Here is a 23,039-nt window from a genome sequence, read left to right as displayed (position 1 = left end):
GATGAACCGGGCTCGGCGGTGCCGACGCCCCGGACGGGGCTCAGCGCACGGTGTGCACGATCAGCACATCGGTGCGGGACTTGCGCGCCACATCCGACGGGACCGAGCCGAGCAGACGGCCGGTGATGGTGTTGAGGCCGCGGTTGCCGACGACCAGCAGATCGGCCTCGACCTCCTTCATCAGCGACAGCAGCGATTCCACCGGCTCGCCGACGACGGACTTCTCCACGACATTGGCGGCACCGGCGGCGACGGCCTTCTCGCGGGCGATCCGCAGGATCTCGCTGGTGGGTGCCGAGCCGCGCACCTGGTAGGCCTCGTCCTTGAGCACATCGGCGGCCGCGGCCACATCCCGGTCGTCGGTCGGGTAGTACGCACAGGCGATGTACAGGGTGGCGCCCTCGTCACCGGCCAGTGCCGCGGCCCGCTCGACGGCGACGTACGACGAGTTCGAGCCATCGGTACCGACGACAATGCTCCGGTAGGCGGTCATTCTCTCCTCCAACGTGAGTCGGGTGCGGACACCGATACGTGGTGTCACGGCAACTTCGCCTGACAATAGCGGCATATCCGGCGGAACTTTTCGATATCGCCGCACATCACACTTGTGTGCCGTCACAGCATCAGCACACATTCCGCTGTGTCGCAGCGACACGACCCGCGCTACCAGCACTTGTCGCGCATATCCCGACGCCGCCGGAAATAGCCGAACGTTATTGCGGCCGTGGGATATTCGTCACAAACAGCGGTGGACCCGGATAGGGAGCGGCCCGCCCGCCGCGGATTATCCGGGGCGGGCGGGCCGGGTGATCAGCTCGTGGATCAGGGCCACGGGCGGTGATCGGCCCAGAACAGCCCCAGAATCCAGCCGATGAGGTCCATGCGTTTCACTCCCTGTCGAGCACGATATTGCGCTGCGATACTAGCGCGCCGCCACGCTCAGCCGAGGTGGAAAAGAGGTTCGGTCACCGTGATTCCGAGTTCGGGAGTATGGGCGAAGAAGGCGAACAGCATGAGCGCCGCACCCGCCAATGCGATGTCCTTGTTGAACTGGATCATCTCGGTCTGCTTGGCCGTGGCGTCGGTTTCCTTCCAGAAGGCGTGCATGAGGAAGGCGGTCGGCACCAGGAACAGCACCAGCAGCAGCGAACCCAGGTCCGCGAAGATGCCGAACAGCACCATGAGCGCACCGACCAGCATCAGGACACCCGAACCCGCCACCGCGAGCTTGGGTGAGGGGATGCCCTTGGCTTGCGCGTATCCGGCCATGGCGTCGGCCTGCGTGAGATGCCCGATGCCTGAGCCGAGGAAGAGAACGACGAACAGGACCCGTCCGATCAACACCACAACATCCATTGCCAGCTCCTCTGTCGGGTTGACTGCCGGGTACCCGTTCGGGTGATATGGCAACCAACTAGCCGTGGGATGTGCTCATTCCTGCGAGGAGGCTAGCGAGGCGCGGGCGTATTCCAGCGGAGGCATACCGATCTCCGCGGCGAACTCCTTGCAGAAGTGGGCCTGATCGAAATAGCCCAGCTCCACGGCCAGGTCGGCGAGGTCGGTGGTGCGCCCCTGGGCGAGCAGATACGCCCCGTCCTGCAGCCGGTAGCGACGCAGCACCCACTTCGGACCCGCGCCGACATAGCGGCGGAACAGACGCTGCAGGGTGCGGACCGGGACGTCGAAACGATCGGTGACCTGGTCCACGCGGGTGAGTTCCGGATCGTGCTCCATGGCGTCGACGATGCGCAGCACCAGCTGGTACGCCGTATCGTCGACGATCGCCCGGCGCTGGGCCACCTCGCGGAAGAAGTCCTCCACGAGCAGGCGGCGGTCGGCGGGGGTGGTGGCGGCGAGCACCTTGTCGGCGAGCCCGACCGCCTCCGGCAGCACCTCGGTCAGTTCGACGGCGGTGTCCCGAATGGCCCCGACATCCATTCCGGTGAACGCGCCGAATCCGCCCGCGCGGAACTTCACCCCGAATGTCTCACCCTCACCATGCAATTCGCGGACGTACTTGCTGGTGGTGACGCCGGTGACGAAGCCGCCGCGATGACCGGGCTCGCGCTCGAAGGTCATGTTGACGGCCGGGTAGGACAGGATCTCGGCGCGATAGGGCGGCATACCGCGCCGATCCCAGCGCACCGCCCAGTACCACTCGACATACCGGCTCACCTCGGGCCCGGCCGCCGATCGCTCATGGCTGTAGACCCGCAGCTGCTCCCGCGGCCGCAGAATGCCCTTCGCGGTCTCGGGCGGCACCCGCCGCAGGGCGAAGGGGGCGGCGGGGTCGGGCGGGTCGGCGTTCATCGGTGGGCTGTCGCATTCTTACAAGACCGGGGCGGGGCCGGGTGGCGAGACTGGTTGCCATGAGCGAAACCGTGAATCCCATTGCCCCGGGCTACCATTCGATCTCCTGCTTCCTGGTCGTCCCGGACGGCAACAAGGCCATCGAGTTCTACACCGCGGTCTTCGGCGCGGAACTCGTCACCCGCAACGATCTCCCCGACGGCCAGCCCGCACACGCCGAACTGCGGATCGGCGATTCCACCTTCCAGCTCGGCGTCCCCATGCCCGATCACGGCGTGCGCCCTCCCGAAGCGGGGTGGGTGCACTCCAGCGTGATCCACTACTGCCCCGACGTGGACGCGGTGGCGAAACTCGCCCGCGAGCACGGGGCGCGCGAGGTCGGAGATCCGGAGACCTTCGTCAACGGCGAGCGCTTCAGCCGCGTCATGGATCCCTTCGGCCACCGCTGGATCGTCATGACCCGGGTCGAGAACGTCTCCCGCGAGGAGGCCGACCGCCGGGTCAACGAGTGGATGGCCCAGCAGGGCTGACGCGGTCACGAGAACGACCTCGCCCGTCACGACAGTCCGGCGGCGTCCATACCGCGCAGTTCCTTCTTGAGGTCGGCGATTTCGTCGCGGAGGTGGCCCGCGAGCTCGAACTGCAGTTCGCGGGCCGCGTTCATCATCTGGTCGGTGAGCTCCTTGACCAGGTCGGCCAGTTCGGCGCGCGGCATATTCTTCACATCACGGCCCTCGTAGACGCCCGCCGAGACGGCGCGGCCGGGTTCGCCCTGGGCGCGGCGGCCGCGCGAGGCATTGCGACCCGAACCGCCGACCTCGACCTCGGTCTCCTCGGCTTCGCGGTAGACCTGATCGAGGATGTCGGCGATCTTCTTGCGCAGCGGCATCGGATCGATGCCGTGCTCCTCGTTGTAGGCGATCTGCTTGGCGCGGCGGCGCTCGGTCTCGTCGATGGCCTGGCGCATGGAGTCGGTGATCTTGTCGGCGTACATGTGCACCTCACCCGACACATTGCGGGCGGCGCGGCCGATGGTCTGGATGAGCGAGGTGCTCGACCGCAGGAAGCCTTCCTTGTCGGCGTCGAGAATCGCGACCAGCGACACCTCGGGCAGATCCAGCCCCTCGCGCAGCAGGTTGATGCCGACCAGCACGTCGTACTCACCGAGCCGCAGCTGACGCAGCAGTTCCACGCGGCGCAGCGTGTCGATCTCGGAGTGCAGGTAGCGCACCCGGACGCCGAGGCCGAGCAGGTAGTCGGTGAGGTCCTCGGCCATCTTCTTGGTCAGCGTGGTGACCAGGACGCGTTCGTCACGTTCGGTGCGCAGCCGGATCTCGTGCACCAGATCGTCGATCTGCCCCTTGGTCGGCTTAACCACCACCTGCGGATCCACCAGCCCGGTGGGGCGGATCACCTGCTCCACGAATTCGCCGCCGGTGCGGCCCAGTTCGTACGGGCCGGGGGTGGCGGACAGGTAGACGGTCTGCCCGATGCGGTCGGCGAACTCCTCCCAGGTGAGCGGCCGATTGTCGATGGCCGACGGCAGCCGGAAACCGTATTCGACGAGATTGCGCTTGCGCGACATATCGCCCTCGTACATACCGCCGATCTGCGGCACGGTGACGTGGGATTCGTCGATGACGAGCAGGAAGTCGTCCGGGAAGTAGTCGAGCAGGGTGGCGGGCGCGGATCCGGCGGGGCGGCCGTCGATATGGCGGGAGTAGTTCTCGATACCCGAGCAGAAGCCGACCTGCTTGATCATCTCCAGGTCGTACTGGGTGCGCATGCGCAGCCGCTGCGCCTCCAGCAGTCTGCCCTGCTTCTCCAGGTCGGCCAGCCGTTCGTCGAGTTCGACCTCGATATCGCGCACCGCGCGCTCCATGCGCTCGGGTCCGGCGACGTAGTGGGTGGCCGGGAAGATGCGCACCACGTCCACCTGCCGCACCACATCGCCGGTGAGCGGATGCAGGTAGTACAGCGCCTCGATCTCGTCGCCGAAGAACTCGATGCGCACCGCGAGTTCCTCGTAGGACGGAATGATCTCCACGGTATCCCCGCGCACCCGGAAGGTGCCGCGGGTGAAGGACATGTCATTGCGCGTGTACTGCACATCCACCAGCAGCCGCAGCAGCCGATCGCGGTCCACCTCGGTGCCCACCTCGAGCTGGATGGACCGGTCCAGGTAGGACTGCGGCGTGCCCAGACCGTAGATGCACGACACCGACGCCACCACCACGACATCGCGCCGTGACAGCAGACTGGACGTGGCCGAATGCCGCAGCCGCTCCACATCGTCGTTGATGGAGCTGTCCTTCTCGATATAGGTATCGGTCTGCGCGATGTACGCCTCGGGCTGGTAGTAGTCGTAGTACGAGACGAAGTACTCGACCGCGTTGTTCGGGAGCATATCCCGCAGCTCATTGGCCAACTGCGCGGCGAGGGTCTTGTTCGGGGCCATCACCAGTGTCGGCCGTTGCAGCCGCTCGATGAGCCACGCGGTGGTCGCCGACTTGCCGGTGCCCGTGGCGCCCAGCAGCACCACATCGCGCTCCCCCGAGTTGATCCGCCGCTCCAACTCCTCGATGGCCGCGGGCTGGTCACCGGCGGGCCGATGCTCGCTGACCACCTGAAACCGGCCGTCGGCCCGCTCGATCTCACCGATGGGCCGGAACTCCGAATGCGCCAGCGGCAGATCATCGGGGATCTCGGTTGCGAAAGCCATGCTCACCAGCCTAGAACCAGGCACCGACAAAGTCCGCCGGAGCGGGCCCGGACCGGGGCGAACGCGCCGTCGGTCCGTCGTCGGCGCGCAACGAGCGGAGCCGCCCGGCTCGAATCAGGTTCGAGCCGGGCGGCTCCGGTTCCCGGACTGCCAGACCTCCGACTAACCGGACAGGCTCGGGAGCAGGCCGCCCAGGCCGCCGCCGCAGGCGCTGCCCGAGGCGCTGCCGGAGCCACCGCTGGATTCGGCCACCTGCACGGTGATGGAATCGCTGATCAGGATCTGGCGGGCCTCCAGCCGGTGGCTGCCCGCGGTCTGCGGGGTCCACTTGATGCTCACCTTGTTGCTGAGCAGTGACGGGCTGACCGGGCTGCCCGGAATCTCCTTGCCGTTGTCGGAGAACTTCACCGAGCTCAACCGATCCACCTCGACCGAGGCGGTGAGCGTGTAGGTGCAGCCGACCTTGTGGTCCTTGCCCGACACCTCGAGATTGCCGACCCATGCGCCGGCCTGGGGCGCGGCCAGCACGATGGTCGCGGCCACGGCGCCGAAGGTGGTCAGTCCCATACCTACCCGCCGCGCGCGGGTCCCCTGTGCGTTCATACTCTGCTTCCCTTGTCCTACCGCTCACCGGTGTGAGCTAGCCGCACAGTATCGAAACAGAAATGTTTCAGATCGGGTTTTCCCAGAAATCGCCGCGGGAAATCTCACGCCGCGAGCGACGCGACCCACACTCCCCTGGACGATCTCCGCGCGAACAGCGATGCTGAGTGCATGACCCAGGCGCCCACGGTGGACCTGCACCGACCGAAGGTGGAGTACTTCAACGTCGACGAACTCACCAATATCGACCCCAAAGGCTTCGTGCGGAGCGTCGAGCGTTACCACGTGGAGCCCTGGGGGCTGTACATGGCCCGCACGTCCGACCATCCCGAATTCCACTACATCGAATCCTGGCTGCTGCCGAAACTGTCCCTGCGCGCCACGGTATTCCACTTCACCCCGGCGCATCTGCGCGATCAGGACTACTACGTGGACATCGGCGAGTTCAGCCAGGTGGAGCCGACCACGTGGAAGTCGGTGGACCACTACCTCGATCTGGTGGTGCGCACCGGACGCGAGGTGGAGCTGCTCGACGTGGACGAGCTGCTCGCCGCCCACGCCGCCGGCTATCTGGATCTGGATCGGGCGCAGCGGGCCATCGAGATCGCCACCGCCACCATCGACGGAATCGCCCGGCACGGCCATGATTTCGAAGCCTGGCTGGGCGCACAGGGCATCAAGCTCAGCTGGCTGTAACTCCCTCAGTCGGCTGTAGTGCCGAACGGCTCGGCCAGGCGACCGGAGCCGCAGCCGGCCGCCGACGCCGTGGCCGACAGCCGGGCCGTCCGATTCAGTCCGCGGCCGAGATCAGCACCCGCGCCGGGCGGCCCGGATCCGCATTCGCGTGCAGCCGTTCACCTTCCGTCACCTGAGCCGCGCCGACGACGGGAAAACCGATATCCGCCAGGCGATCCCGCAGCCCGTCGGCCACCGCCGGGCCCGCCACCGTGATCCGGATGTCGATGACGTCCTCGGCGGGCTTGCCGGGCACGGCGGTCGGGCCGATGTGGTCGATGGCCGAGGCGTCGGCGGCGCAGGCGACGGCGAGACGGGCGATGATGCGCCGCGCCTGCGCCCCCCACTCCGGATTCGCCTCCACCACAGGCGGATCCACCGGCAGCACCGGCGTCCGGGTGCGCAGATTGCGCTCGAAGGGCACCAGCCGCTCCTCCCAGAGCCGATGCACCGCGGCGATCACGGCATCCTCCGCGCCATTGTTGTCCAGCAGCACATCGGCGGTGGCCCGACGCTGCTCGTCGGTGGCCTGAGCGGCGATGCGGGCGCGCGCATCGGCCTCGTCCACCCCGCGGAACTCCACCAGTCGGCGCACCCGGGTCTCCTCGGCCGCGTCCACGATCAGCACCAGATTCATGAACGGTGCCAGACCGTTCTCCACGAGTAGCGGAATATCTTGCACCACAATGGCGTCCGCCGGTGCGGCGGCGATCAGTTCGGCGGTGCGGCGACCCACCAGCGGATGGGTGATGGAATTGAGCGTGGTCCGCGCCGCATCGCTGGCGAATGCCTTGGCCGCCAAGGCCGGACGGTCCAGACTGCCGTCGGCGGCGAGGATATCGGAACCGAAGGCGTCCACGAGGGCCGCCAGCCCCTCGGTGCCCGGTGCGACCACCTCCCGGGCGATCACATCGCTGTCCACCAGCACCGCGCCCCGTGCGACGAGGCTGCGCGCCACCGTGGACTTGCCCGCTCCCATGCCTCCGGTGAGACCGATTCGCAACATTCGACCAGTCTCGCATCCGGCACGCGATCGGCGCGCAGCGGGCCTTTACCAGCCGAAAAAGGTGATTACCCACCGGGCCCGGCAATTCCACTTCCCCGCGCCGAGTTTTCCCATTCCGTAATAATTACGAGACCGGCCCGCAACTATTTTTCACCAATCCCGACCCCCCGTCGGCAACATTCCGACACGCCAGGGAGAATGTCACGGAAAATCCGGTACGGCACACTTTTGTTCCGCTAAGGTTCGCCGGAGGCGATACCCGGCCGGTTACACGCAAGCAAAGGAAGTTCAGTGGGCACCAAAAACATCCAGACGGGTCGCCACCGTCTGGGCCTGGCGGGCACAGTGCATTGCATCGAGATCCCCGCCGTCGCAGCCGCTCTCGCCGAGCATCGCCGTTCGTGGCTGACCATGCTGATCAGCCCCGCCCGCCACAGCTTCGCAGCCATGCGCAAGCGTTCCGCCGAGGCCGCCGCGCACTGGGTGCCCGCCACCGCCAGCTGAGCCTGTCACGCGCACCGGCGCACCGGTCGCGATTCGTACGCGATCCCGGGTCAGGTGTCGCGTCTCGCGCGGCACGGGCAATGCGGCACGGCGAATTCCTGGTACCGGATGTGCGGCGTCGCGTCGGAAATTCACCGGGAACTCGAATCCCCGCTCCCGTGGATCGACGCTGCGGATTCTCGCCAATTCGCGCGAATATGCAGAGGGTAATCGCGGAAGCGGGCGATTGGGGTGCGGACTAACCGGCGTTCTCATACGCCTCCGCCAGCCAACCTCGTACCTCGTCGTCCACCTGGTCGGGTTCGCGTAGCTCGAGGTGATGGGTCCAATGCGCGGTGGCCGGGTGTGCGACCTCTTTGAAACGGGGCGAATCCATTCGGTACGGCAGCTCGATGGTCAGCACCGCGGGCACATCGGATCGCACGTACCGCCCGGGCCGCCACACCTGCGCGAAGGCGCGCCCGCGCCGGAACCCGATCTGGCTCTTGCTGATCCGCATCTCCGCGGCCCCGGCCGCCGCGATGGCGGCCCGCACCGCCTCGGCGATACGGGCACCGGTCTCGTCGCCGTCGAAGAACTCCGCGATTCCCTGCGCGACAGCCATTGCCCCACCCTACGCCGCGGGTGGGGCCCGGAAACGCAATGTCCCCCGGGTCCGTCAGGACCCGGGGGACATGCAGCTCAGCTCACGCCATCAGGCGTGAATCAGGCGTTGCCCGACAGCTTCTCGCGCAGGGCGGCCAGCTGGGCATCGCTCGCCAGCGAGCCACCGGCGGACTCGTTGGTCTGCGCGGCCTGCGCGCCGCTCTCGGAGGAGTAGTTGGACGAACCGCCGTTGGCGGCCTCGGCCGCGGCGTCGGCCGCCATCTTCTCCATCTGAGCGGTGTGCATCTTGTGGCGACGCTCCGCCTCGGCGTAGCGGGACTCCCACTCCTCGCGCTGCTTGTCGTAGCCCTCGAGCCATTCGTTGGTCTCGGGGTCGAAGCCCTCGGGGAAGATGTAGTTGCCCTGCTCGTCGTAGCTGTCGGCCATGCCGTACTTCGACGGATCGAACTCGGCGGAGTAGTCCTCGTTGGCCTGCTTCAGCGACAGCGAGATCCGGCGACGCTCCAGGTCGATGTCGATGACCTTGACCATGGCGTCGTCGCCGACGGCCACGACCTGGTCCGGCACCTCGACGTGGCGCTCGGCCAGCTCGGAGATGTGGACGAGGCCCTCGATGCCCTCCTCGACGCGCACGAACGCGCCGAACGGAACCAGCTTGGTGACCTTGCCGGGCACGATCTGGCCGATGGCGTGGGTGCGGGCGAACTGACGCCACGGATCTTCCTGGGTCGCCTTGAGCGACAGGGAGACACGCTCGCGGTCCAGGTCGACGTCGAGCACCTCGACGGTGACCTCGTTGCCGACCTCGACGACCTCGGACGGGTGGTCGATGTGCTTCCAGGACAGCTCGGAGACGTGCACCAGACCGTCCACGCCACCCAGGTCCACGAAGGCACCGAAGTTGACGATGGAGGACACGACGCCCTTGCGGACCTGGCCCTTCTGCAGCTGGTGCAGGAACTCGCTGCGCACCTCGGACTGGGTCTGCTCCAGCCAGGCGCGACGCGACAGCACCACGTTGTTGCGGTTCTTGTCGAGCTCGATGATCTTGGCCTCGATCTCCTTGCCGACGTACGGCTGGAGGTCGCGGACACGGCGCATCTCGACCAGCGACGCCGGGAGGAAGCCGCGCAGACCGATGTCCAGGATCAGGCCGCCCTTGACGACCTCGATGACGGTGCCCTTGACGGCCTCGTCACGCTCCTTGAGCTCCTCGATCGTGCCCCAAGCCCGCTCGTACTGAGCACGCTTCTTCGACAGGATCAGGCGGCCTTCCTTGTCCTCCTTGGTGAGAACGAGGGCCTCGACCTCATCGCCCACGGAAACGACCTCGGCCGGGTCGACATCGTGCTTGATGGACAGTTCGCGGGAAGGGATGACGCCTTCGGTCTTGTAACCGATGTCGAGAAGGACCTCGTCGCGGTCGACCTTGACGATGGTGCCTTCGACGATATCGCCGTCGTTGAAGTACTTGATCGTCTTGTCGATAGCGGCGAGGAAGTCCTCGGCAGAGCCGATGTCGTTGACGGCTACCTGCGGCGAGGTGACAGTGGTGGGCATGTGTTGGGAGGCTCCGGACGGATTGTGGTCGGTAGTGGACATGTGGGCTTTCGGTATTGCTGCGAACACACAGCGATGGAACTAACGTTGGCTCATGCCACAGCGCGTCGCTGTGGCGGAGCACAACGCTGCACTCAAAGCATGCGGACTCACAGCACGAATCTCCGCCGATACCCAGGTCTTGCGATCCGAGTACAGTAGACACTCGCGGAAAACAGCGTACGCGACGTCAGTTGCACCAAGCAAACACGGGTCCACCCCGCGCGGGTCGATAGGGTGCTGCCATGTCCGAAGATCATCGCGTGCTGCCCGACGACGCCCGCCACGCCGAGGCCAATGCCCTGCTCGGGACCACGGGGGTGACCCGCGCCACGATCGACTCGGCGGCGAGCCAGCGCGCCAGCCGCCGCTGGTGGGACGCCGATGCCGGACAGTATCACGACACCCATGCGGATTTCCTCGGCGTGGACTCGCCGACCGGGGAGTTCGTGTGGTGTCCGGAGGGGCTGCACGAGGGTGACTGGCGGCTGCTCGGCGACATCACCGGCAAGCGCGTGCTGGAGATCGGCTGCGGGTCCGCGCCGTGCTCGCGCTGGCTGGCCGCGCACGGCGCGCATCCGGTGGGCCTCGATCTGTCGCGCGGCATGCTGGAGCGCGGGCTCGCGGCCATGGCGGCGGGCGGGCCGCGGGTGCCGCTCGTCCAGGCCGGTGCCGAGGAGTTGCCCTTCGCCGACGCGTCCTTCGACATCGCCTGTTCGGCCTTCGGCGCGGTGCCCTTCGTGGCGGACTCCGCGCGGGTGATGCGGGAGGTGGCGCGGGTGTTGCGGCCCGGCGGGCGCTGGGTGTTCTCGGTCAACCATCCCATGCGCTGGATATTTCCCGACGACCCCGGCCCGGAGGGGCTGCGCGCGGCCATCCCCTACTTCGACCGCACCCCTTATGTAGAGGTGGACACCGACGGCGAACCCACCTACGTCGAACACCACCGCACCATGGGCGACCGCGTCCGCGAGATCGTCGCCGCGGGCCTGACCCTCCTCGACGTCATCGAACCCGACTGGCCGGAATGGCTCGACCGCGAATGGGGCCAGTGGAGCCCCCTGCGCGGCGAGATCTTCCCCGGCACCGCCATCTTCATCACCGAGAAACCGGCCTGAGAAGAGCCGCCACTTCTCCACGAACACCCGCGTGCCCCTCCCGCTTGCGGGAGGGGCACGTTTTCCCTTGCGCTACTTCGGTTCTCGGCCGGCCTGTTTGAGCGCCAGGCGTAGGGCGTATTCGATTTGGGCGTTGATGCTGCGGAGGTCGTCGGCGGCCCACTGGGCGATGGCCTCGTGGACCGCCGGGTCCAGGCGCAGCAGCACCTTCTTCGGCTCGCGCTTGCCCTGGGCCATGGTCAGTTGTAGAGGGTGCCGGTGTTGACGACGGGCTGGGTGGGCCGGTCACCGCAGAGCACGACCAGCAGATTGGAGACCATGGCGGCTTTGCGCTCCTCGTCGAGTTCGACCATGCCCTGATCGGTGAGGCGTTCCAGGGCGAGCCCGACCATACCCACCGCTCCCTCCACGATGCGGGTGCGGGCGGCCACCACCTGGGCGGCCTGCTGGCGGACGAGCATGGCCTGAGCGATCTCCGGGGCGTAGGCCAGGTGCGTGATGCGCGCTTCCAGGACCTCGATTCCGGCCATCTCGGTGCGGTCGCGCAGTTCGGCGGTGAGCTCTTCGGCGATCTCCTTGCCGTCGCGCAGGCTGGTGCGGTCGTCGTCGTGGGCGTCGTAGGGGTGGATGGTCGCGAGGTGGCGCACGGCGGCCTCGGACTGGGTCTCCACGTACTGCTCGTAGTCGTCCACGGCGAAGGCGGCCTTGAAGCTGTCGACGGCCTTGTAGACGACCACCGCGGCGATCTCCACCGGATTGCCGTCGGCGTCGTTGACCTTCAGCTTCTGGGTCTCGAAGTTGCGCACCCGCAACGAGATTCGCCGCCGGTCGGTGAGCGGCACGGTCCAGAAGAAGCCGGGCTCGCTGACCGATCCGATGTAGCGGCCGAAGAACTGGATGACCCGCGCCTCATTGGGGTTGACGATCACCAGGCCGCTCAGCGCCAGCAGCGCGGAGATGCCGATCAGCGCCGCCACCCCGGCGACCGCGAAGGCCCCCGCATTTCCCTTGTCGGCCCCCGCGCCGATACAGACCGCCGCCACCGCGCTCGCCGCCGCGACGACGGCGACCAGCACCGACAGCATGAGGAACCCGTTCATCCGAAAGGCCGGACGAAGCTCCATGACATCCTCCCAATATCGAAGTGATATCACGACAATAGCGCAGCGCTAGCATCCTGCCAAGCCGGACGTGCACTGCCAGCCGCGGTGCGAGACAGTGAGCAGCGGACGTATGCCCGCGAGATCGCGGCGGGCGTCGACATCGCGGCGGGCGTCGACATCGCGGAAGGTGTCGACATCGCGGCGGGTGTCGACATCGCGGCGGGCGTTGCACCGCGGCGGGCGAATCGCGACGGCATTGAGTACGCCCCCGGGAATGACAGCGCCCGCGATCCTGCGATCGCGGGCGCTCATCCGGTGTGCGTTATCCCTTGTCAGGCAGCCGGGTTCAGCCGCCGTGGTCGGTGGCGAACAACTCGGCGGTGGCCGCGCGGCGACGGCGCTGCTCGACCGGGTCCGGGACCGGCACCGCCGCGACCAGCCGCCGGGTGTACTCCTGCGTCGGACGCCGCAGGATGTCGTCGCGCCCGCCCGCCTCGACCACGGCGCCGTTGCACAGCACCACGATCCGGTCGGCGAGCTGGTCGACCACCGCCAGGTCGTGGCTGATGAACAGGCAGGCCCAGCCGAATTCGGCCTGGAGTTGCGCGAACAGTTCCAGCACCTTGGCCTGGACGGAGACATCCAGCGCACTGGTCGGCTCGTCGGCCACCAGAATGTCCGGATTGAGCACCAGGGCGCGCGCCAGACTGGCCCGCTGCCGCTGCCCGCCGGACAGCTCGTGCGGGTACCGGTGCTCGGTGCCCGCGGGCAACTGCACATCATCGAGCAGGAATCGCACCCGATCACGCAGCGCCTGCCCCTTGACCACCTTGTGCACGACCAGCGGTTCGGCCACACAGTCCCCGACCGTCATACGCGGATTCAATGACGTCGCCGGGTCCTGGAAGACGAACCCGAGCCGCCGCCGCAGCGGCCGCAGCCGCCGCTCCGACAGCCCGGTGATCTCCTGCCCCAGCATCCGCACCGACCCCGACGAGGGCCGTTGCAGGGCCGCCACACAGCGGCCGATGGTGGACTTCCCGGAACCGGATTCGCCGACCAGCCCCAGGGTCTCGCCCCTGTCGATGGTCAGGCTCACCCCGTCCACCGCCCGGAAGACCGGGCGACCGAGCGCGCCCGGGAACTCGACCACCAGATCGGTGACCGCGAGCACCGGATCACCCCCCACCGGCGTGGGCGACGTGAGCGGGCCGCGGGCAACGGGTTTCGCCACCGGGATTCGACCGGCGCGAGGAGCGGCCGAGCCGCCCGCACCCGGCAGCGCCCCCGCCGATCCCGACGAGTCGACCGCATCCGACCGCGCCTCCTCGCTCGTGCTCCGATGCGTCGCACCGGGACTCGACGAACCGCCCGTGCCCGCCGCCTCGGCCGCGGAGTCTCGCGGACCCACGGTGGACGCCCCGTTCGCCGCGTCCAGCGCACCCATGGCGCGCGGACCGCCCGCCGCATTCGGACCATCCGCCGCATCACGACGATCCGCCGCATCACGACGATCCGCCGCATCACGACGATCCGCCGCATCACGACGATCCGCCGCGCTCGACCCATCGAGCGCGCGCGGACCGTCCGCCGATTCCGCGCCCGCCTCCGCATGCTCGGATTCCCCGGACGCGAGCGCCCGTTCCTCGGGCGGCAGTACCGCCGTATCCGTAGGCGCTTCGATCCGCCGCCCGCCCAGATGCGGTACGGCCGCCAGCAGGGCCCGCGTGTATTCGTGTTTCGGGTCGGCGAACAGTTCGTCCACGGACGCTGTTTCGACGACCCGCCCCTCACGCATCACCACCACCCGGTCGGCGAGGTCGGCGACCACGCCCATATTGTGGGTGATGAGCACGATGGCGCTGCCGATGCGGGTGCGCAGATCCCGCAGCAGTTCCAGGATTTCGGCCTGCACGGTGACATCCAGGGCGGTGGTCGGCTCGTCGGCGATGATCACCTTGGGTTCGCAGGCGATGGCGATGGCGATCATCACGCGCTGCTTCTGCCCGCCCGAGAGCTGATGCGGGTAGTAGTCCACGCGATGGTCCGGGTCCGGCAACCCGACCATGCGCAGCAGTTCCACCGCGCGCGCCCTGGCTTGTTTGCGCGTCAGCTCGGTATGCGCACGCAGCACCTCCGCGATCTGATAGCCCACCGTGAACAGCGGATCCAGCGCGGCCCCGGGCTCTTGGAACACCATGGAGATGGCCCCGCCGCGCAGCGCGGTCAGCTGCCGCTCCGACATGGCCGTAATGTCCTTGCCGCCCAACGACACCAGGCCCTCGACATGTGCCGTGGCGGGCAGCAGGCCGATGGCGGTGCGCGAGCTCACCGACTTCCCGGAACCGGATTCGCCGACGATCGCGAGCACCTCCCCCGGCCACACCTCGTAGGACACCTCGCAGACCGCCCGCACCGCACCGGCATCGGTGGCGAAGGTGACCGACAGCGAGTCGATGGCCAGCGCCGGTTCGGCGGCGGCGGTGCTGGTTTCACTCATGCGTCGGCCTCCCGTGCCAGCGCCGCCTTCTCCACCGAGGTCGGCGCGTTCACCGCCCGGCGGGTGCGCAGCAGCGGATTCAGTACTTCGTTGAGGCTCTCCCCCGCCAGCGTGAGCCCGAGCACCACCAGCACGATGGCCGAACCGGGCAGGATGCACGTCCACCAGATGCCGTTGGACACGTCGACAATCGACTTGTTGAGGTCGTATCCCCATTCGGCGGCCTGGGTCGGTTCGATGCCGAAGCCCAGGAAGCCCAGGCCCGCGAGGGTGAGGATGGCCTCCGCGCCGTTGAGCGTGACGATCACCGGCAGCGACTGGGTGACGTTGGCGAGGATGTGCCGGAACAGGATGCGCGGCGTGGACGCACCGGTCACCCGGGCCGCGTCCACATACGGTTCGTTCTTCACCGCGACCGTCGCATTGCGCACCACCCGGAAGTACTGCGGTACGAAGATCACCGTGATGGCGATGGCCGCCGACAGGATGCCGCCCGCGCCGCTGGATTGGCCGCCCGCCACCATGACCGACACCACAATGGCCAGCAGCAGCGGCGGGAAGGCGTACATGGCGTCCATGAACAGCACCAGCACGCGGTCCACCCAGCGCCCGACGTAGCCGGACACCAAACCCAGTGGCACGCCGACGAACAGCGACAGCACCAGGGAGACGGCGATCACCGCGAGCGCGGTGCGCGCACCGTAGATCACCCGGGAGAACACGTCCTCACTGCGCACCGAGGTGCCGAACCAGTGTTCGGCCGAGGGCGGCTGCTGTGCCGCGAAGGCCACGCCGTCGGCCGACTGGTCGGCGAATCCGTAGGGCGCCAACACCGGTGCGAACACCGCGACCACGATGAACAGCGCGACCAACCCCAGTCCGAACAGCAGGGTGACGCGTTGCAGCCCGTGTGTCATGCCGATGAGACGCAGGCCCGGCAGCCCGCGCCGTCGGCGCACCACGGTCGGGGCGGACACCGGGGTGCTCGTCTCGGTGACCGTTTCCGATGCGGTCATCAGAACCTCACTCTCGGATCGACCAGTGCGACGACGACATCGATGAGGAAGCTCGTCACCGCCACCAGCACCGCGATGAACGCGACGATGCCCTGCACCGCGATGAAGTCCCGGCTGCTCAGATATTCGGCGAGTTGATACCCCAATCCCGGCCAGTTGAAGGTTCTCTCGGTCAGCACCGCCCCGCCGAGCAGCATGGCGACCTGCATGCCCATCACCGTCACGACGGGAATCAGGGCGTTGCGGAAGGCGTGTCGCCCGGTCACGGTGCGCGGGGAGAGCCCGCGCGCCCGGGCCGCGTCCACGTAGTCGCTGCGCAGCGTCTGGATCAGATTCACCCGCACCAGGCGCAGGAACACGCCACCGGTGAGCAGTCCGAGCGAGATCGCGGGCAGCACCGCGTGTTTCAGTACATCCGCGAGATGCCCCATATCGCCGTACAGGATGGCGTCGATCACCAGGATGTTGGTCTTCGGTGAGACGTGCATCAGATCCAGTTCGACGCCGGCGCTGGCCCGCCCGGACGCGGGCAGCCAGCCCAGCTTCACGGCGAAGATCAGCTTGAGCACCAGGCCCACGAAGAACACCGGTGCCGCGTAAGCCAGGATGGCGAACAGCCGCAGCCCCACATCCGAGCTCGAATCTCGGTGCGTGGCAGCGTATCTGCCCAGTGGTATGCCGACCGCGAAGGCGATCAGCAGCGACCAGAACACCAGTTCCACGGTGGCCGCGCCGTAGGTCAGCACCACGTCGGTGACGACCCGGTTGTCCTGGGTGCGCCCGAAGTCCAGCCGCACCAGGTCGGTCAGGTAGTCCCAGTACTGGACCAGGATGGGCCGGTTGAATCCGGCCGCCTCCTTGCGCGCCTCGATCTGGTCGGCGGGCAGCCGTCCGCCCACCGCCGCGGTGATCGGATCGCCGATCACCCGCATGAGGAAGAAGACGACGGTCACCAGAATCCACGCGGTCGGCACGATCAGCAGTGCGCGCACACCGAGGTAGCGCAACAGCACACCGTACCGAGAACCGCCGCCGCCCTTGTTGTTCCGGCGGGAAGGAGCCGGGGCGGCCGGCTCCTTCACCTTGGCCGTGGCCGTCACTTGCTCAGCACGCCGAACCGGAATCGGAAGGAGGGATCGAGTGTCTGCTCCAGACCCTGGATGTCGTTGCCCGCCACCGCGATCTGCTTACCGGCCAGCAGCGGCACGATGGAGATGTGGTCGCGGGCCAGGTCGGCCTGCACCGCTTCGATGATCGCCAGGCGCTTGGTCTTGTCGGGTTCGGTGGACTCGGCGACCAGCTGCGCGGTGATGGCCGGGTCCTCGAAGTGGTTCTGCAGGAAGTTGTTCGGGCCGAAGAACGGGGTCAGGTAGTTGTCCGGGTCGGCGAAGTCCGGGAACCAGCCCAGCTGATAGATCGGGTAGGCGTCGCGGGCGCGTTCGCGCTGGTAGCTCACCCATTCGGTGGACTGGAGGTTGACCCGGAACAGGCCGGTGGACTCCAGCTGGGTCTTGATGGCGGCGTACTCCTCGGAGCTGCTGCTCCCGTAGTGATCCGAGTTGTACTGCAGGTTCAGATCGACCGGGGTGGCGACTCCGGCGTCGGCCAGGAAGCGCGCTGCGGCGTCTTTGTTCGGCTGCGCCCCGTAGATCTCCTTGAACGGCTCCACCGCACCCGGGAAGCCTTGCGGCACCGAGGAGTACGCGGGGGTGTAGGTCCCCTTGTACACATTGGTCGCCAGCGCCTCACGGTCGATGGAGGAGGCGATGGCCTTGCGGATGGCGAGCTTCTGTTCGGGGGTGTCGCCCGGCATGGTGTTCATGTTGAAGACGAAGTACCGCAACTCACCGCCGGGCCCCTCGTGCACCGTCACATTGCCGTCGGCGCGCAGTGAGTCCACGTCGGTCGGGGTCAGGCTGCGCCACGCCACGTCGATCGCGCCGTTCTGCACGTCGAGCTTCATATTCTCGGTGGTGGCGTAGTACCGGGTGGAGATGGTGTCGGTCTTCGGGGTGCCCAGCGCCCCGTTGTAGTCCGGATTCGCCTGGTACTCCACCAGTTTGTTCTTGTCGTAGCTGACGATGGAGTACGGGCCGGAGAACGGCTTGCCGTTCACCACCTCGTTGTCGTCCAGCACCCGGTCGGCGGGGAAGACCTTCTCGTCCACGATGGGTCCGGCCTGCGTGGTGAGCACGGCCGGGAAGGTCTGGTCGTTCGCCTCCTTCAGGGTGAAGCGGACGGTGCGCTCGTCGACCGCCTCGGTCTTCTCCAGATTCCCCAGCAGCGAGGCCGGTCCGTTGGGGTCGTTGATCCCCAGCATGCGGTCGAAGGAGAACTTGACGCTGGCGGAGGTCAGCGGATTGCCATTGGCAAATGTCAAACCCTCACGCAGCGTGCAGGTATAGGTGGTGGGATCGGTGAATTCACACTTCTCGGCCGCGTCCGGCGTGGGGGTGGTCTCCCCCGGCGGCAGGTTCAGCAGGAATTGATAGACCTGGGTCTCCGGCAGCAGCGACCCGTTGTCGTAGGCGGCGGCGGGGTCCAGCGAGAAGATCTTGTCGGTGGTGCCGACCACGATTCCCTCACCGCCCCCACCGCCGGTGCGGCCCGAGCCGCAGCCCGCCACCGCGAGCACTGCCAGGCCCGTCATTCCTAGTGCCGCAACACTTCTCGCTAGCCCAGGCCGATTCGGCCACCCGCGTCCAGCCGGTCTTGTCATCTCGAAACCCTCATCTCGAAACCGCTGCCGACGACCCCGGATCACAAGACCGATGCGACAACGGTGAACCTTCGGTATGGCGGGCACAGTACCGACGGGTAATTGCCGCTATGTTGCGTTTGCAAAGAATCGTGCCCGCATTGATGGGATGATGATGGAAAAATTGTCACGCCCCGGTTACTTCACGATCGACCTCGGGTTTCCGCACCGTCGCAGGTTGCGCCGGACGGATATTCCGGTTGCTCCGGAACAGATTCCGGGGGTCGTGGGTCGCCTTGAGCGCGGCGAGGCGTTCGTAGGTGTCGGGCGCGTAGCCCCGCCGCGTCTGCTCCTCGTCCGCCCGCGCGCCACCGCCGTACAGGAAGTTCAGGTGATGGCCGAGCGTCCACGGGGCGAGTCCGGCACGGATATCCGCCAACCGCTCGTCGACTCCCGGTTCGGGGGCGCCGATCACGCGGGCGACATATTCGGCCTCCCGGTGGTCCACCGCGATACCGGTCGGCCCGGGGCGGCGCAGCGCACCGCCCAGGTGTCGGAGTCCGGCGACGACGGGCACACCCGAATCCGGTCCGGTGCGGTCGAGGAAGGTCGCGGCCGCCTGCGCCGGTAGCGCGCTCAGCAGGGCGTTGGTGGCGGTGTAGGCGTGCGGGTCGGCCGGATCCCGGTGAATGCCATAGCTTTCGGAGTAGGGCATGGCGCGCAGATCATCGGCGAGCCGAGCGCCGACCGCCCGCAGCGGGGCCACCAGGCGCTCACCCTCGGCCTCGTCGCCGGTGTAGGCGAGGGCGATGGTGGCGGTGTAGCGCCCGCGCAGAGGTTCGGGCACCTGCGGGATATTCGGGATGGTGAGCATGGTGATGGCGGAGGTCATCGACTCCGGCAGGTCGTCGGTCCACAGCCGCCAGGCCTCCAGCGCCGGTTCCACCAGCCGGGTGTCGAAGGTGAGCTGGCCGCCGTACACCCGCGTGAGCGGCATCAACTCCAGTTCCAACGCGGTGACCACGCCGAGGTTGCCGCCGGTGCCGAGTACGGCGCCGAACAGCTCGTCGCCGGGGACGAGGCGGCGCAGGCGGCCGTCGGCCGTCACCAGTTCGACGGCGCGCACATGGTCGGCGGCATAGCCGAATTCGCGGGCGAGGATGCCGATCCCGCCGCCGAGGGTGTAGCCGACGACGCCGACCGTCGGCGAGGAGCCGTTGAGCGGGGCCAGTCCGTGCGCGGCGGCCGCCTCGACCAGCGCCCCGGAGCGGACACCGGCGGCCACCCGGGCGGTGCGGGTCGCGGGGTCGATCCGGATATCGGTCATCCGCCGGGTGCTGATCAGCACACCGCCGTCGGCGGCCACCGACAGACCGTGGCCGGTGGCCTGGACCGCGATCGGAAGCTCATGGCGGGCAGCGTATTCCACGGCGGCACGCACGTCCTCGGCATGCAGTGCGCCGACGATCAGGGCGGGTCGGTGGGTGTAGGCGGTCTGGAAACCGGCGAGTTCCGCGTCGAAGCCGGGCTCGCCCGGACGGAACACCGGGCCGGTGGTGGTGGGTTCGGTCGTGGCTGCATTCGTCATGACTCCGACTCTGCCGACGCGAGCTCGATAACTCCAACAGATAGTTCTGCTGGCTTCTAGAATTAGTAGTTATGGAACTGCGGCAGCTGCGCTACTTCGTCACCGTGGCCGAGGAGGCCAACTTCACCCGCGCCGCCGCGCGCCTGCACCTGGCTCAGCCGGGCTTGAGCGCCCAGATCCGCCAGCTGGAACGCGAACTCGGACAACAGCTTCTGGATCGGTCCGGCCGCACGGTCACGCTCACACCGGTGGGTGCGGCGGTGCTGCCGCTGGCGCGCGCGGCACTGACGGCGACCGAGCGCATCACCCACACCGTCGACGAATTCACCGGACTGCTGCGCGGCCAGGTTCGGGTGGGCATGATCTCCGGGGCCGCCACCGACGAATTCGACGCGGCCGGGGTGCTGGCGGCCTACCACCGCGATCACCCCCAGGTCGGGATCAGCCTCACCGAGGACACCTCCGACCGCATGCTCGCCGCCCTGGGACGCGGCGAACTCGATCTGGCCATCATCGGCGACAGCGGGGCGGAGCTGGATCCCGCCGTGGCCGCCGAGACCGTCCTCGACACCGCCATCGTCGCCGCGGTGGCCGCCGACGACGCGCGGTTCGGCCCCGGACTCACCCTGTCCGAGCTGTGCCGCCACCAGCTCATCGCCCTACCGCGCGGCACCGGCATCCGCGGCGTCCTCGAACGCGCCTGTGCCGCAGCGGGACTCACCCCCGATATCGCCTTCGAAGCCGCCGCTCCCCCACTGCTCATGCGATTGGCCGCCTACGGTCTCGGGGTGGCGGTCGTACCGGAGCCGACCGAGACCGAGGCGGCGGCGATGGGCGTGCGCACCCTGCCGCTGACCCCCGCCCTGCGCGGCCGCCTGATCCTGACCTGGCGCACCGACCGCCCGCTCGCGCCGGCGGCGAAAGTCCTACTGGGACAGCTGCGCATCGCGCTCACCGCTCGCTGACACCCCGCGGAAACACCACACGACGCGAGCCCGTCGTACGCGACAGCGACACGACCAACATCCCACCCGGGCCGACGGAGCCGCCCCAACCGCTCCCGCGACAACTCGACCCGCGACAACTCGACCCGCGACAACTCGACCCGCGACAACTCGACCCGCGACAACTCGACCCCGCTCCGGCGGTGCGGAGCGGGGCCGATCGGGTAGGGCGTTGCGTCCCTAGAGGATCCGGGACAGGAAGGTCTTGGTGCGCTCGTGCTTGGGATCGGCCAGTACCTCGCGCGGGTTCCCGGCCTCCACCACCACGCCGCCGTCCATGAACACCAGTTGGTCGGCGACCTCGCGGGCGAAGCCCATCTCGTGGGTCACCACCACCATGGTCATGCCGTCGGCCGCGAGTTCCCGCATGACGCCCAGCACCTCACCGACCAGTTCCGGATCCAGCGCCGAGGTGGGCTCGTCGAAGAGCATCAGCTTGGGATCCATGGCCAGCGCCCGGGCGATGGCCACGCGCTGCTGCTGACCGCCGGAGAGCTGGGCGGGATAGGTGTCGGCCTTGTCCGCCAGGCCGACCCGGTCCAGCAGCTCCCTGGCCCGCGCCACCGCCTTGGCCTTGGCGATCCGCTTGACCTGGGTGGGTGCCTCGATGATGTTCTCCAGCGCCGTCCGGTGCGGGAACAGGTTGAAATGCTGGAACACCATGCCGATATCGCGGCGCTGGCGGGCGGCCTCGCGCGGATGCAATTCGTAGAGCTTGTCCCCCTTTTCGCGGTAGCCGACCAGCTCGCCGTCCACGTACAGCCGCCCGGCGTTCACCTGCTCCAAGTGGTTGATGCAGCGCAGGAAGGTGGACTTGCCGGAGCCGGACGGGCCGATCAGGCACAGCACCTCACCGCGCTGCACCTCCAGCGTGATGCCCTTGAGCACCCGCAGCGCGCCGAAGTTCTTGCACACCCGGTCGGCGCGCACCATGGGCGTCGCGGTGTCGGATGTCGCGGTCACTTGCCCTCCTCCACCACGTGCTGCTGGGAAGCCATGGCCCGCAACTGCTTTCCGGTCAACTGCCGCGACGAACCGCGCGAGTAGTAGCGCTCCAGGTAGAACTGGCCCACCATGAGCACGCTGGTGACCAGCAGATACCAGGTGGCCGCCACCAGCAGCAGCGGCACCGGCTGGAAGTTCACGCCGTAGATGTCGCGCGCCCGGCCGTACAGGTCGGTGGTCAACGGAATCGCCGTGACCAGCGAGGTGGTCTTGAGCATGGAGATGAGCTCGTTGCCGGTGGGCGGAATGATCACCCGCATGGCCTGCGGCAGCACGGTGCGGCGCATGGTCTGGGACCACGACATGCCCAGCGCCACCGACGCCTCGCGCTGCCCCTCACCCACGGAATTCACACCGGCACGGACGATTTCGGCCATGTACGCGGCCTCGTTGAGTCCCAGGCCGATCACGGCGAACAGGAACGGGGCCCGCCAGTCCAGCACATTGAAGTCCGCGAAGGACGGACCGAACGGCACCCCGATGGTGATGGTCTGGTACAGCCCCGGGAACAGGCCCCAGAACACCAACTGCACGTACACCGGGGTACCGCGGAAGATCCAGAGGTAGACCCACGACACCGACCGCAGCACGGGATTCGGCGACAGCCGCATGATGGCCAGCACCACGCCCAGCACCACACCGAGCACCATGGCCAGCATGGTCAGCTCCAGCGTGACCAGCGCGCCTTCCAGAATCCGCTTGTCGAACAGGTAGTTCGCGTAGGTGTCCCAGTGGTAGGCGGGGTTGGTCGCCGCACCGTAGAGGAACAGTCCCAGCAGCGCCAGGATGATCGCGGCGGCGATCCACCGGCCCGGACGCCGCAAGGGGATGGCCTTGATGGGCTCCGGCTCGGTACCGGCCGCAGCCGCCGCCGCGGTGGCGGCGGCGGACTCCGGCTTCTCGAACTTATCGGACATCGTGT

Annotated in this window: 22 protein-coding genes and 1 pseudogene; 5 read left to right on the top strand and 18 right to left on the bottom strand. The window is 67.9% G+C overall.

Features of this window, described 5'->3' with window-relative positions; all coding sequences use genetic code 11:
- Positions 1–40: 40 nt before the first annotated feature.
- The 3 genes from FOH10_RS09310 to FOH10_RS09300 all read right to left on the bottom strand — a co-directional run bounded on the left by FOH10_RS09310 (position 41) and on the right by FOH10_RS09300 (position 2,310).
- Entirely contained in the window at positions 41–493 is a 453-nt protein-coding gene (locus FOH10_RS09310; protein WP_039812738.1) for a universal stress protein, read from the bottom strand.
- Between the two features lie 446 nt (positions 494–939).
- Positions 940–1,356, bottom strand: a complete 417-nt coding sequence (locus FOH10_RS09305; RefSeq protein ID WP_143980406.1) for a DoxX family protein — start codon at positions 1,354–1,356, stop codon at positions 940–942.
- Positions 1,357–1,431: 75 nt separating this feature from the next.
- Complete coding sequence (locus tag FOH10_RS09300; RefSeq protein ID WP_143980405.1) at positions 1,432–2,310, bottom strand: AraC family transcriptional regulator; 879 nt, start codon at positions 2,308–2,310, stop codon at positions 1,432–1,434.
- 59 nt (positions 2,311–2,369) lie between these two features.
- Between FOH10_RS09300 and FOH10_RS09295 the strand changes: the two genes are divergently transcribed.
- Entirely contained in the window at positions 2,370–2,840 is a 471-nt protein-coding gene (locus tag FOH10_RS09295) for a VOC family protein (protein WP_143980404.1), read from the top strand.
- A gap of 26 nt (positions 2,841–2,866) precedes the next feature.
- On the opposite strand, the gene uvrB is transcribed toward FOH10_RS09295, so the two are convergent.
- Positions 2,867–5,032 carry an excinuclease ABC subunit UvrB gene (uvrB, locus tag FOH10_RS09290; protein ID WP_143980403.1) on the bottom strand — a complete coding sequence of 722 codons (2,166 nt, stop codon included), beginning with the start codon at positions 5,030–5,032 and terminating at the stop codon, positions 2,867–2,869.
- Between the two features lie 162 nt (positions 5,033–5,194).
- Positions 5,195–5,635, bottom strand: coding sequence for a hypothetical protein (locus FOH10_RS09285; protein WP_029928996.1), 441 nt, complete (start codon positions 5,633–5,635; stop codon positions 5,195–5,197).
- A 171-nt stretch (positions 5,636–5,806) separates the two neighbouring features.
- Here FOH10_RS09285 and FOH10_RS09280 point away from each other — a divergent pair, with 171 nt between their 5' ends.
- Positions 5,807–6,331, top strand: coding sequence for a ribonuclease FAU-1 family protein (locus FOH10_RS09280; RefSeq protein ID WP_143980402.1), 525 nt, complete (start codon positions 5,807–5,809; stop codon positions 6,329–6,331).
- A 115-nt stretch (positions 6,332–6,446) separates the two neighbouring features.
- On the opposite strand, the pseudogene coaE reads toward FOH10_RS09280, so the two are convergent.
- Positions 6,447–7,376 (bottom strand): annotated as a pseudogene (gene coaE / locus FOH10_RS09275) (dephospho-CoA kinase); the annotation flags it as partial.
- A 291-nt stretch (positions 7,377–7,667) separates the two neighbouring features.
- Here coaE and FOH10_RS09270 point away from each other — a divergent pair.
- Complete coding sequence (locus FOH10_RS09270) at positions 7,668–7,880, top strand: hypothetical protein (RefSeq protein ID WP_029929002.1); 213 nt, start codon at positions 7,668–7,670, stop codon at positions 7,878–7,880.
- 238 nt (positions 7,881–8,118) lie between these two features.
- Here FOH10_RS09270 and FOH10_RS09265 read toward each other — a convergent pair whose 3' ends face one another.
- Both FOH10_RS09265 and rpsA read right to left on the bottom strand, forming a co-directional pair.
- Positions 8,119–8,484 carry a DUF5655 domain-containing protein gene (locus FOH10_RS09265; RefSeq protein ID WP_143980400.1) on the bottom strand — a complete coding sequence of 122 codons (366 nt, stop codon included), beginning with the start codon at positions 8,482–8,484 and terminating at the stop codon, positions 8,119–8,121.
- Between the two features lie 101 nt (positions 8,485–8,585).
- The gene (rpsA, locus tag FOH10_RS09260; protein WP_143980399.1) at positions 8,586–10,046 is read right to left on the bottom strand and encodes a 30S ribosomal protein S1; all 1,461 of its coding nucleotides are present in this window, start codon (positions 10,044–10,046) and stop codon (positions 8,586–8,588) included.
- Positions 10,047–10,330: 284 nt separating this feature from the next.
- Between rpsA and FOH10_RS09255 the strand changes: the two genes are divergently transcribed.
- A complete protein-coding gene (locus FOH10_RS09255; RefSeq protein WP_143980398.1) occupies positions 10,331–11,203 on the top strand; it encodes a class I SAM-dependent methyltransferase in 873 nt (290 codons plus the stop codon).
- A gap of 72 nt (positions 11,204–11,275) precedes the next feature.
- Here FOH10_RS09255 and FOH10_RS09250 read toward each other — a convergent pair whose 3' ends face one another.
- The 8 genes from FOH10_RS09250 to FOH10_RS09210 form a co-directional block, all read right to left on the bottom strand.
- A complete protein-coding gene (locus tag FOH10_RS09250) occupies positions 11,276–11,440 on the bottom strand; it encodes a type II toxin-antitoxin system antitoxin (RefSeq protein ID WP_115061653.1) in 165 nt (54 codons plus the stop codon).
- Between the two features lie 2 nt (positions 11,441–11,442).
- Positions 11,443–12,327 (bottom strand): SPFH domain-containing protein, encoded by an 885-nt coding sequence (locus tag FOH10_RS09245; RefSeq protein WP_029929010.1) that lies wholly within the window; start codon positions 12,325–12,327, stop codon positions 11,443–11,445.
- Positions 12,328–12,372: 45 nt separating this feature from the next.
- A complete protein-coding gene (locus FOH10_RS09240) occupies positions 12,373–12,618 on the bottom strand; it encodes a hypothetical protein (protein ID WP_143980397.1) in 246 nt (81 codons plus the stop codon).
- A 34-nt stretch (positions 12,619–12,652) separates the two neighbouring features.
- Positions 12,653–14,806 (bottom strand): dipeptide ABC transporter ATP-binding protein, encoded by a 2,154-nt coding sequence (locus FOH10_RS35510; RefSeq protein ID WP_244961829.1) that lies wholly within the window; start codon positions 14,804–14,806, stop codon positions 12,653–12,655.
- Positions 14,803–15,822, bottom strand: coding sequence for an ABC transporter permease (locus tag FOH10_RS09225; protein ID WP_051037115.1), 1,020 nt, complete (start codon positions 15,820–15,822; stop codon positions 14,803–14,805). Before FOH10_RS09225 ends, FOH10_RS35510 begins: the two co-directional genes overlap by 4 nt.
- Positions 15,822–16,835, bottom strand: coding sequence for an ABC transporter permease (locus FOH10_RS09220; protein ID WP_244962058.1), 1,014 nt, complete (start codon positions 16,833–16,835; stop codon positions 15,822–15,824). Before FOH10_RS09220 ends, FOH10_RS09225 begins: the two co-directional genes overlap by 1 nt.
- A gap of 83 nt (positions 16,836–16,918) precedes the next feature.
- Positions 16,919–18,472 carry an ABC transporter substrate-binding protein gene (locus FOH10_RS09215; protein ID WP_143980396.1) on the bottom strand — a complete coding sequence of 518 codons (1,554 nt, stop codon included), beginning with the start codon at positions 18,470–18,472 and terminating at the stop codon, positions 16,919–16,921.
- A 235-nt stretch (positions 18,473–18,707) separates the two neighbouring features.
- The gene (locus tag FOH10_RS09210; protein ID WP_143980395.1) at positions 18,708–20,108 is read right to left on the bottom strand and encodes an FAD-binding oxidoreductase; all 1,401 of its coding nucleotides are present in this window, start codon (positions 20,106–20,108) and stop codon (positions 18,708–18,710) included.
- A gap of 71 nt (positions 20,109–20,179) precedes the next feature.
- Between FOH10_RS09210 and FOH10_RS09205 the strand changes: the two genes are divergently transcribed.
- On the top strand, positions 20,180–21,073 hold the full coding sequence (locus FOH10_RS09205) for a LysR family transcriptional regulator (RefSeq protein ID WP_143980394.1): 894 nt from the start codon (positions 20,180–20,182) through the stop codon (positions 21,071–21,073).
- A gap of 219 nt (positions 21,074–21,292) precedes the next feature.
- Here the strand turns inward: FOH10_RS09205 and FOH10_RS09195 are convergent, their stop codons facing one another.
- Positions 21,293–22,045 carry an amino acid ABC transporter ATP-binding protein gene (locus FOH10_RS09195; RefSeq protein ID WP_029929023.1) on the bottom strand — a complete coding sequence of 251 codons (753 nt, stop codon included), beginning with the start codon at positions 22,043–22,045 and terminating at the stop codon, positions 21,293–21,295.
- Positions 22,046–22,071: 26 nt separating this feature from the next.
- The gene (locus FOH10_RS09190; protein ID WP_143980393.1) at positions 22,072–23,034 is read right to left on the bottom strand and encodes an amino acid ABC transporter permease; all 963 of its coding nucleotides are present in this window, start codon (positions 23,032–23,034) and stop codon (positions 22,072–22,074) included.
- Positions 23,035–23,039: the final 5 nt, after the last annotated feature.

This window comes from Nocardia otitidiscaviarum, from assembly GCF_007362295.1.
GTDB classification, from domain to species: Bacteria; Actinomycetota; Actinomycetes; order Mycobacteriales; family Mycobacteriaceae; genus Nocardia; species Nocardia otitidiscaviarum.
Note: the sequence above shows the minus strand (reverse complement) of the source record. Positions and strands in the feature narration are given on the sequence as shown.

What these genes read in the sequence shown, in the direction of transcription:
- FOH10_RS09300 (WP_143980405.1), bottom strand. Translation starts at nt 2,310, where the DNA reads ATGAACGCCGACCCGCCCGACCCCGCCGCCCCCTTCGCCCTGCGGCGG.
- FOH10_RS09205 (WP_143980394.1), top strand. Translation starts at nt 20,180, where the DNA reads ATGGAACTGCGGCAGCTGCGCTACTTCGTCACCGTGGCCGAGGAGGCC.
- FOH10_RS09215 (WP_143980396.1), bottom strand. Translation starts at nt 18,472, where the DNA reads ATGACGGGCCTGGCAGTGCTCGCGGTGGCGGGCTGCGGCTCGGGCCGC.
- FOH10_RS09310 (WP_039812738.1), bottom strand. Translation starts at nt 493, where the DNA reads ATGACCGCCTACCGGAGCATTGTCGTCGGTACCGATGGCTCGAACTCG.
- FOH10_RS09305 (WP_143980406.1), bottom strand. Translation starts at nt 1,356, where the DNA reads ATGGATGTTGTGGTGTTGATCGGACGGGTCCTGTTCGTCGTTCTCTTC.
- uvrB (WP_143980403.1), bottom strand. Translation starts at nt 5,032, where the DNA reads ATGGCTTTCGCAACCGAGATCCCCGATGATCTGCCGCTGGCGCATTCG.
- FOH10_RS09195 (WP_029929023.1), bottom strand. Translation starts at nt 22,045, where the DNA reads ATGGTGCGCGCCGACCGGGTGTGCAAGAACTTCGGCGCGCTGCGGGTG.
- FOH10_RS09250 (WP_115061653.1), bottom strand. Translation starts at nt 11,440, where the DNA reads ATGGCCCAGGGCAAGCGCGAGCCGAAGAAGGTGCTGCTGCGCCTGGAC.
- FOH10_RS09210 (WP_143980395.1), bottom strand. Translation starts at nt 20,108, where the DNA reads ATGACGAATGCAGCCACGACCGAACCCACCACCACCGGCCCGGTGTTC.
- FOH10_RS09265 (WP_143980400.1), bottom strand. Translation starts at nt 8,484, where the DNA reads ATGGCTGTCGCGCAGGGAATCGCGGAGTTCTTCGACGGCGACGAGACC.
- rpsA (WP_143980399.1), bottom strand. Translation starts at nt 10,046, where the DNA reads ATGCCCACCACTGTCACCTCGCCGCAGGTAGCCGTCAACGACATCGGC.
- FOH10_RS09245 (WP_029929010.1), bottom strand. Translation starts at nt 12,327, where the DNA reads ATGGAGCTTCGTCCGGCCTTTCGGATGAACGGGTTCCTCATGCTGTCG.
- FOH10_RS09225 (WP_051037115.1), bottom strand. Translation starts at nt 15,822, where the DNA reads ATGACCGCATCGGAAACGGTCACCGAGACGAGCACCCCGGTGTCCGCC.
- FOH10_RS09280 (WP_143980402.1), top strand. Translation starts at nt 5,807, where the DNA reads ATGACCCAGGCGCCCACGGTGGACCTGCACCGACCGAAGGTGGAGTAC.
- FOH10_RS09240 (WP_143980397.1), bottom strand. Translation starts at nt 12,618, where the DNA reads ATGAGCGCCCGCGATCGCAGGATCGCGGGCGCTGTCATTCCCGGGGGC.
- FOH10_RS09255 (WP_143980398.1), top strand. Translation starts at nt 10,331, where the DNA reads ATGTCCGAAGATCATCGCGTGCTGCCCGACGACGCCCGCCACGCCGAG.
- FOH10_RS35510 (WP_244961829.1), bottom strand. Translation starts at nt 14,806, where the DNA reads ATGAGTGAAACCAGCACCGCCGCCGCCGAACCGGCGCTGGCCATCGAC.
- FOH10_RS09295 (WP_143980404.1), top strand. Translation starts at nt 2,370, where the DNA reads ATGAGCGAAACCGTGAATCCCATTGCCCCGGGCTACCATTCGATCTCC.
- FOH10_RS09190 (WP_143980393.1), bottom strand. Translation starts at nt 23,034, where the DNA reads ATGTCCGATAAGTTCGAGAAGCCGGAGTCCGCCGCCGCCACCGCGGCG.
- FOH10_RS09285 (WP_029928996.1), bottom strand. Translation starts at nt 5,635, where the DNA reads ATGAACGCACAGGGGACCCGCGCGCGGCGGGTAGGTATGGGACTGACC.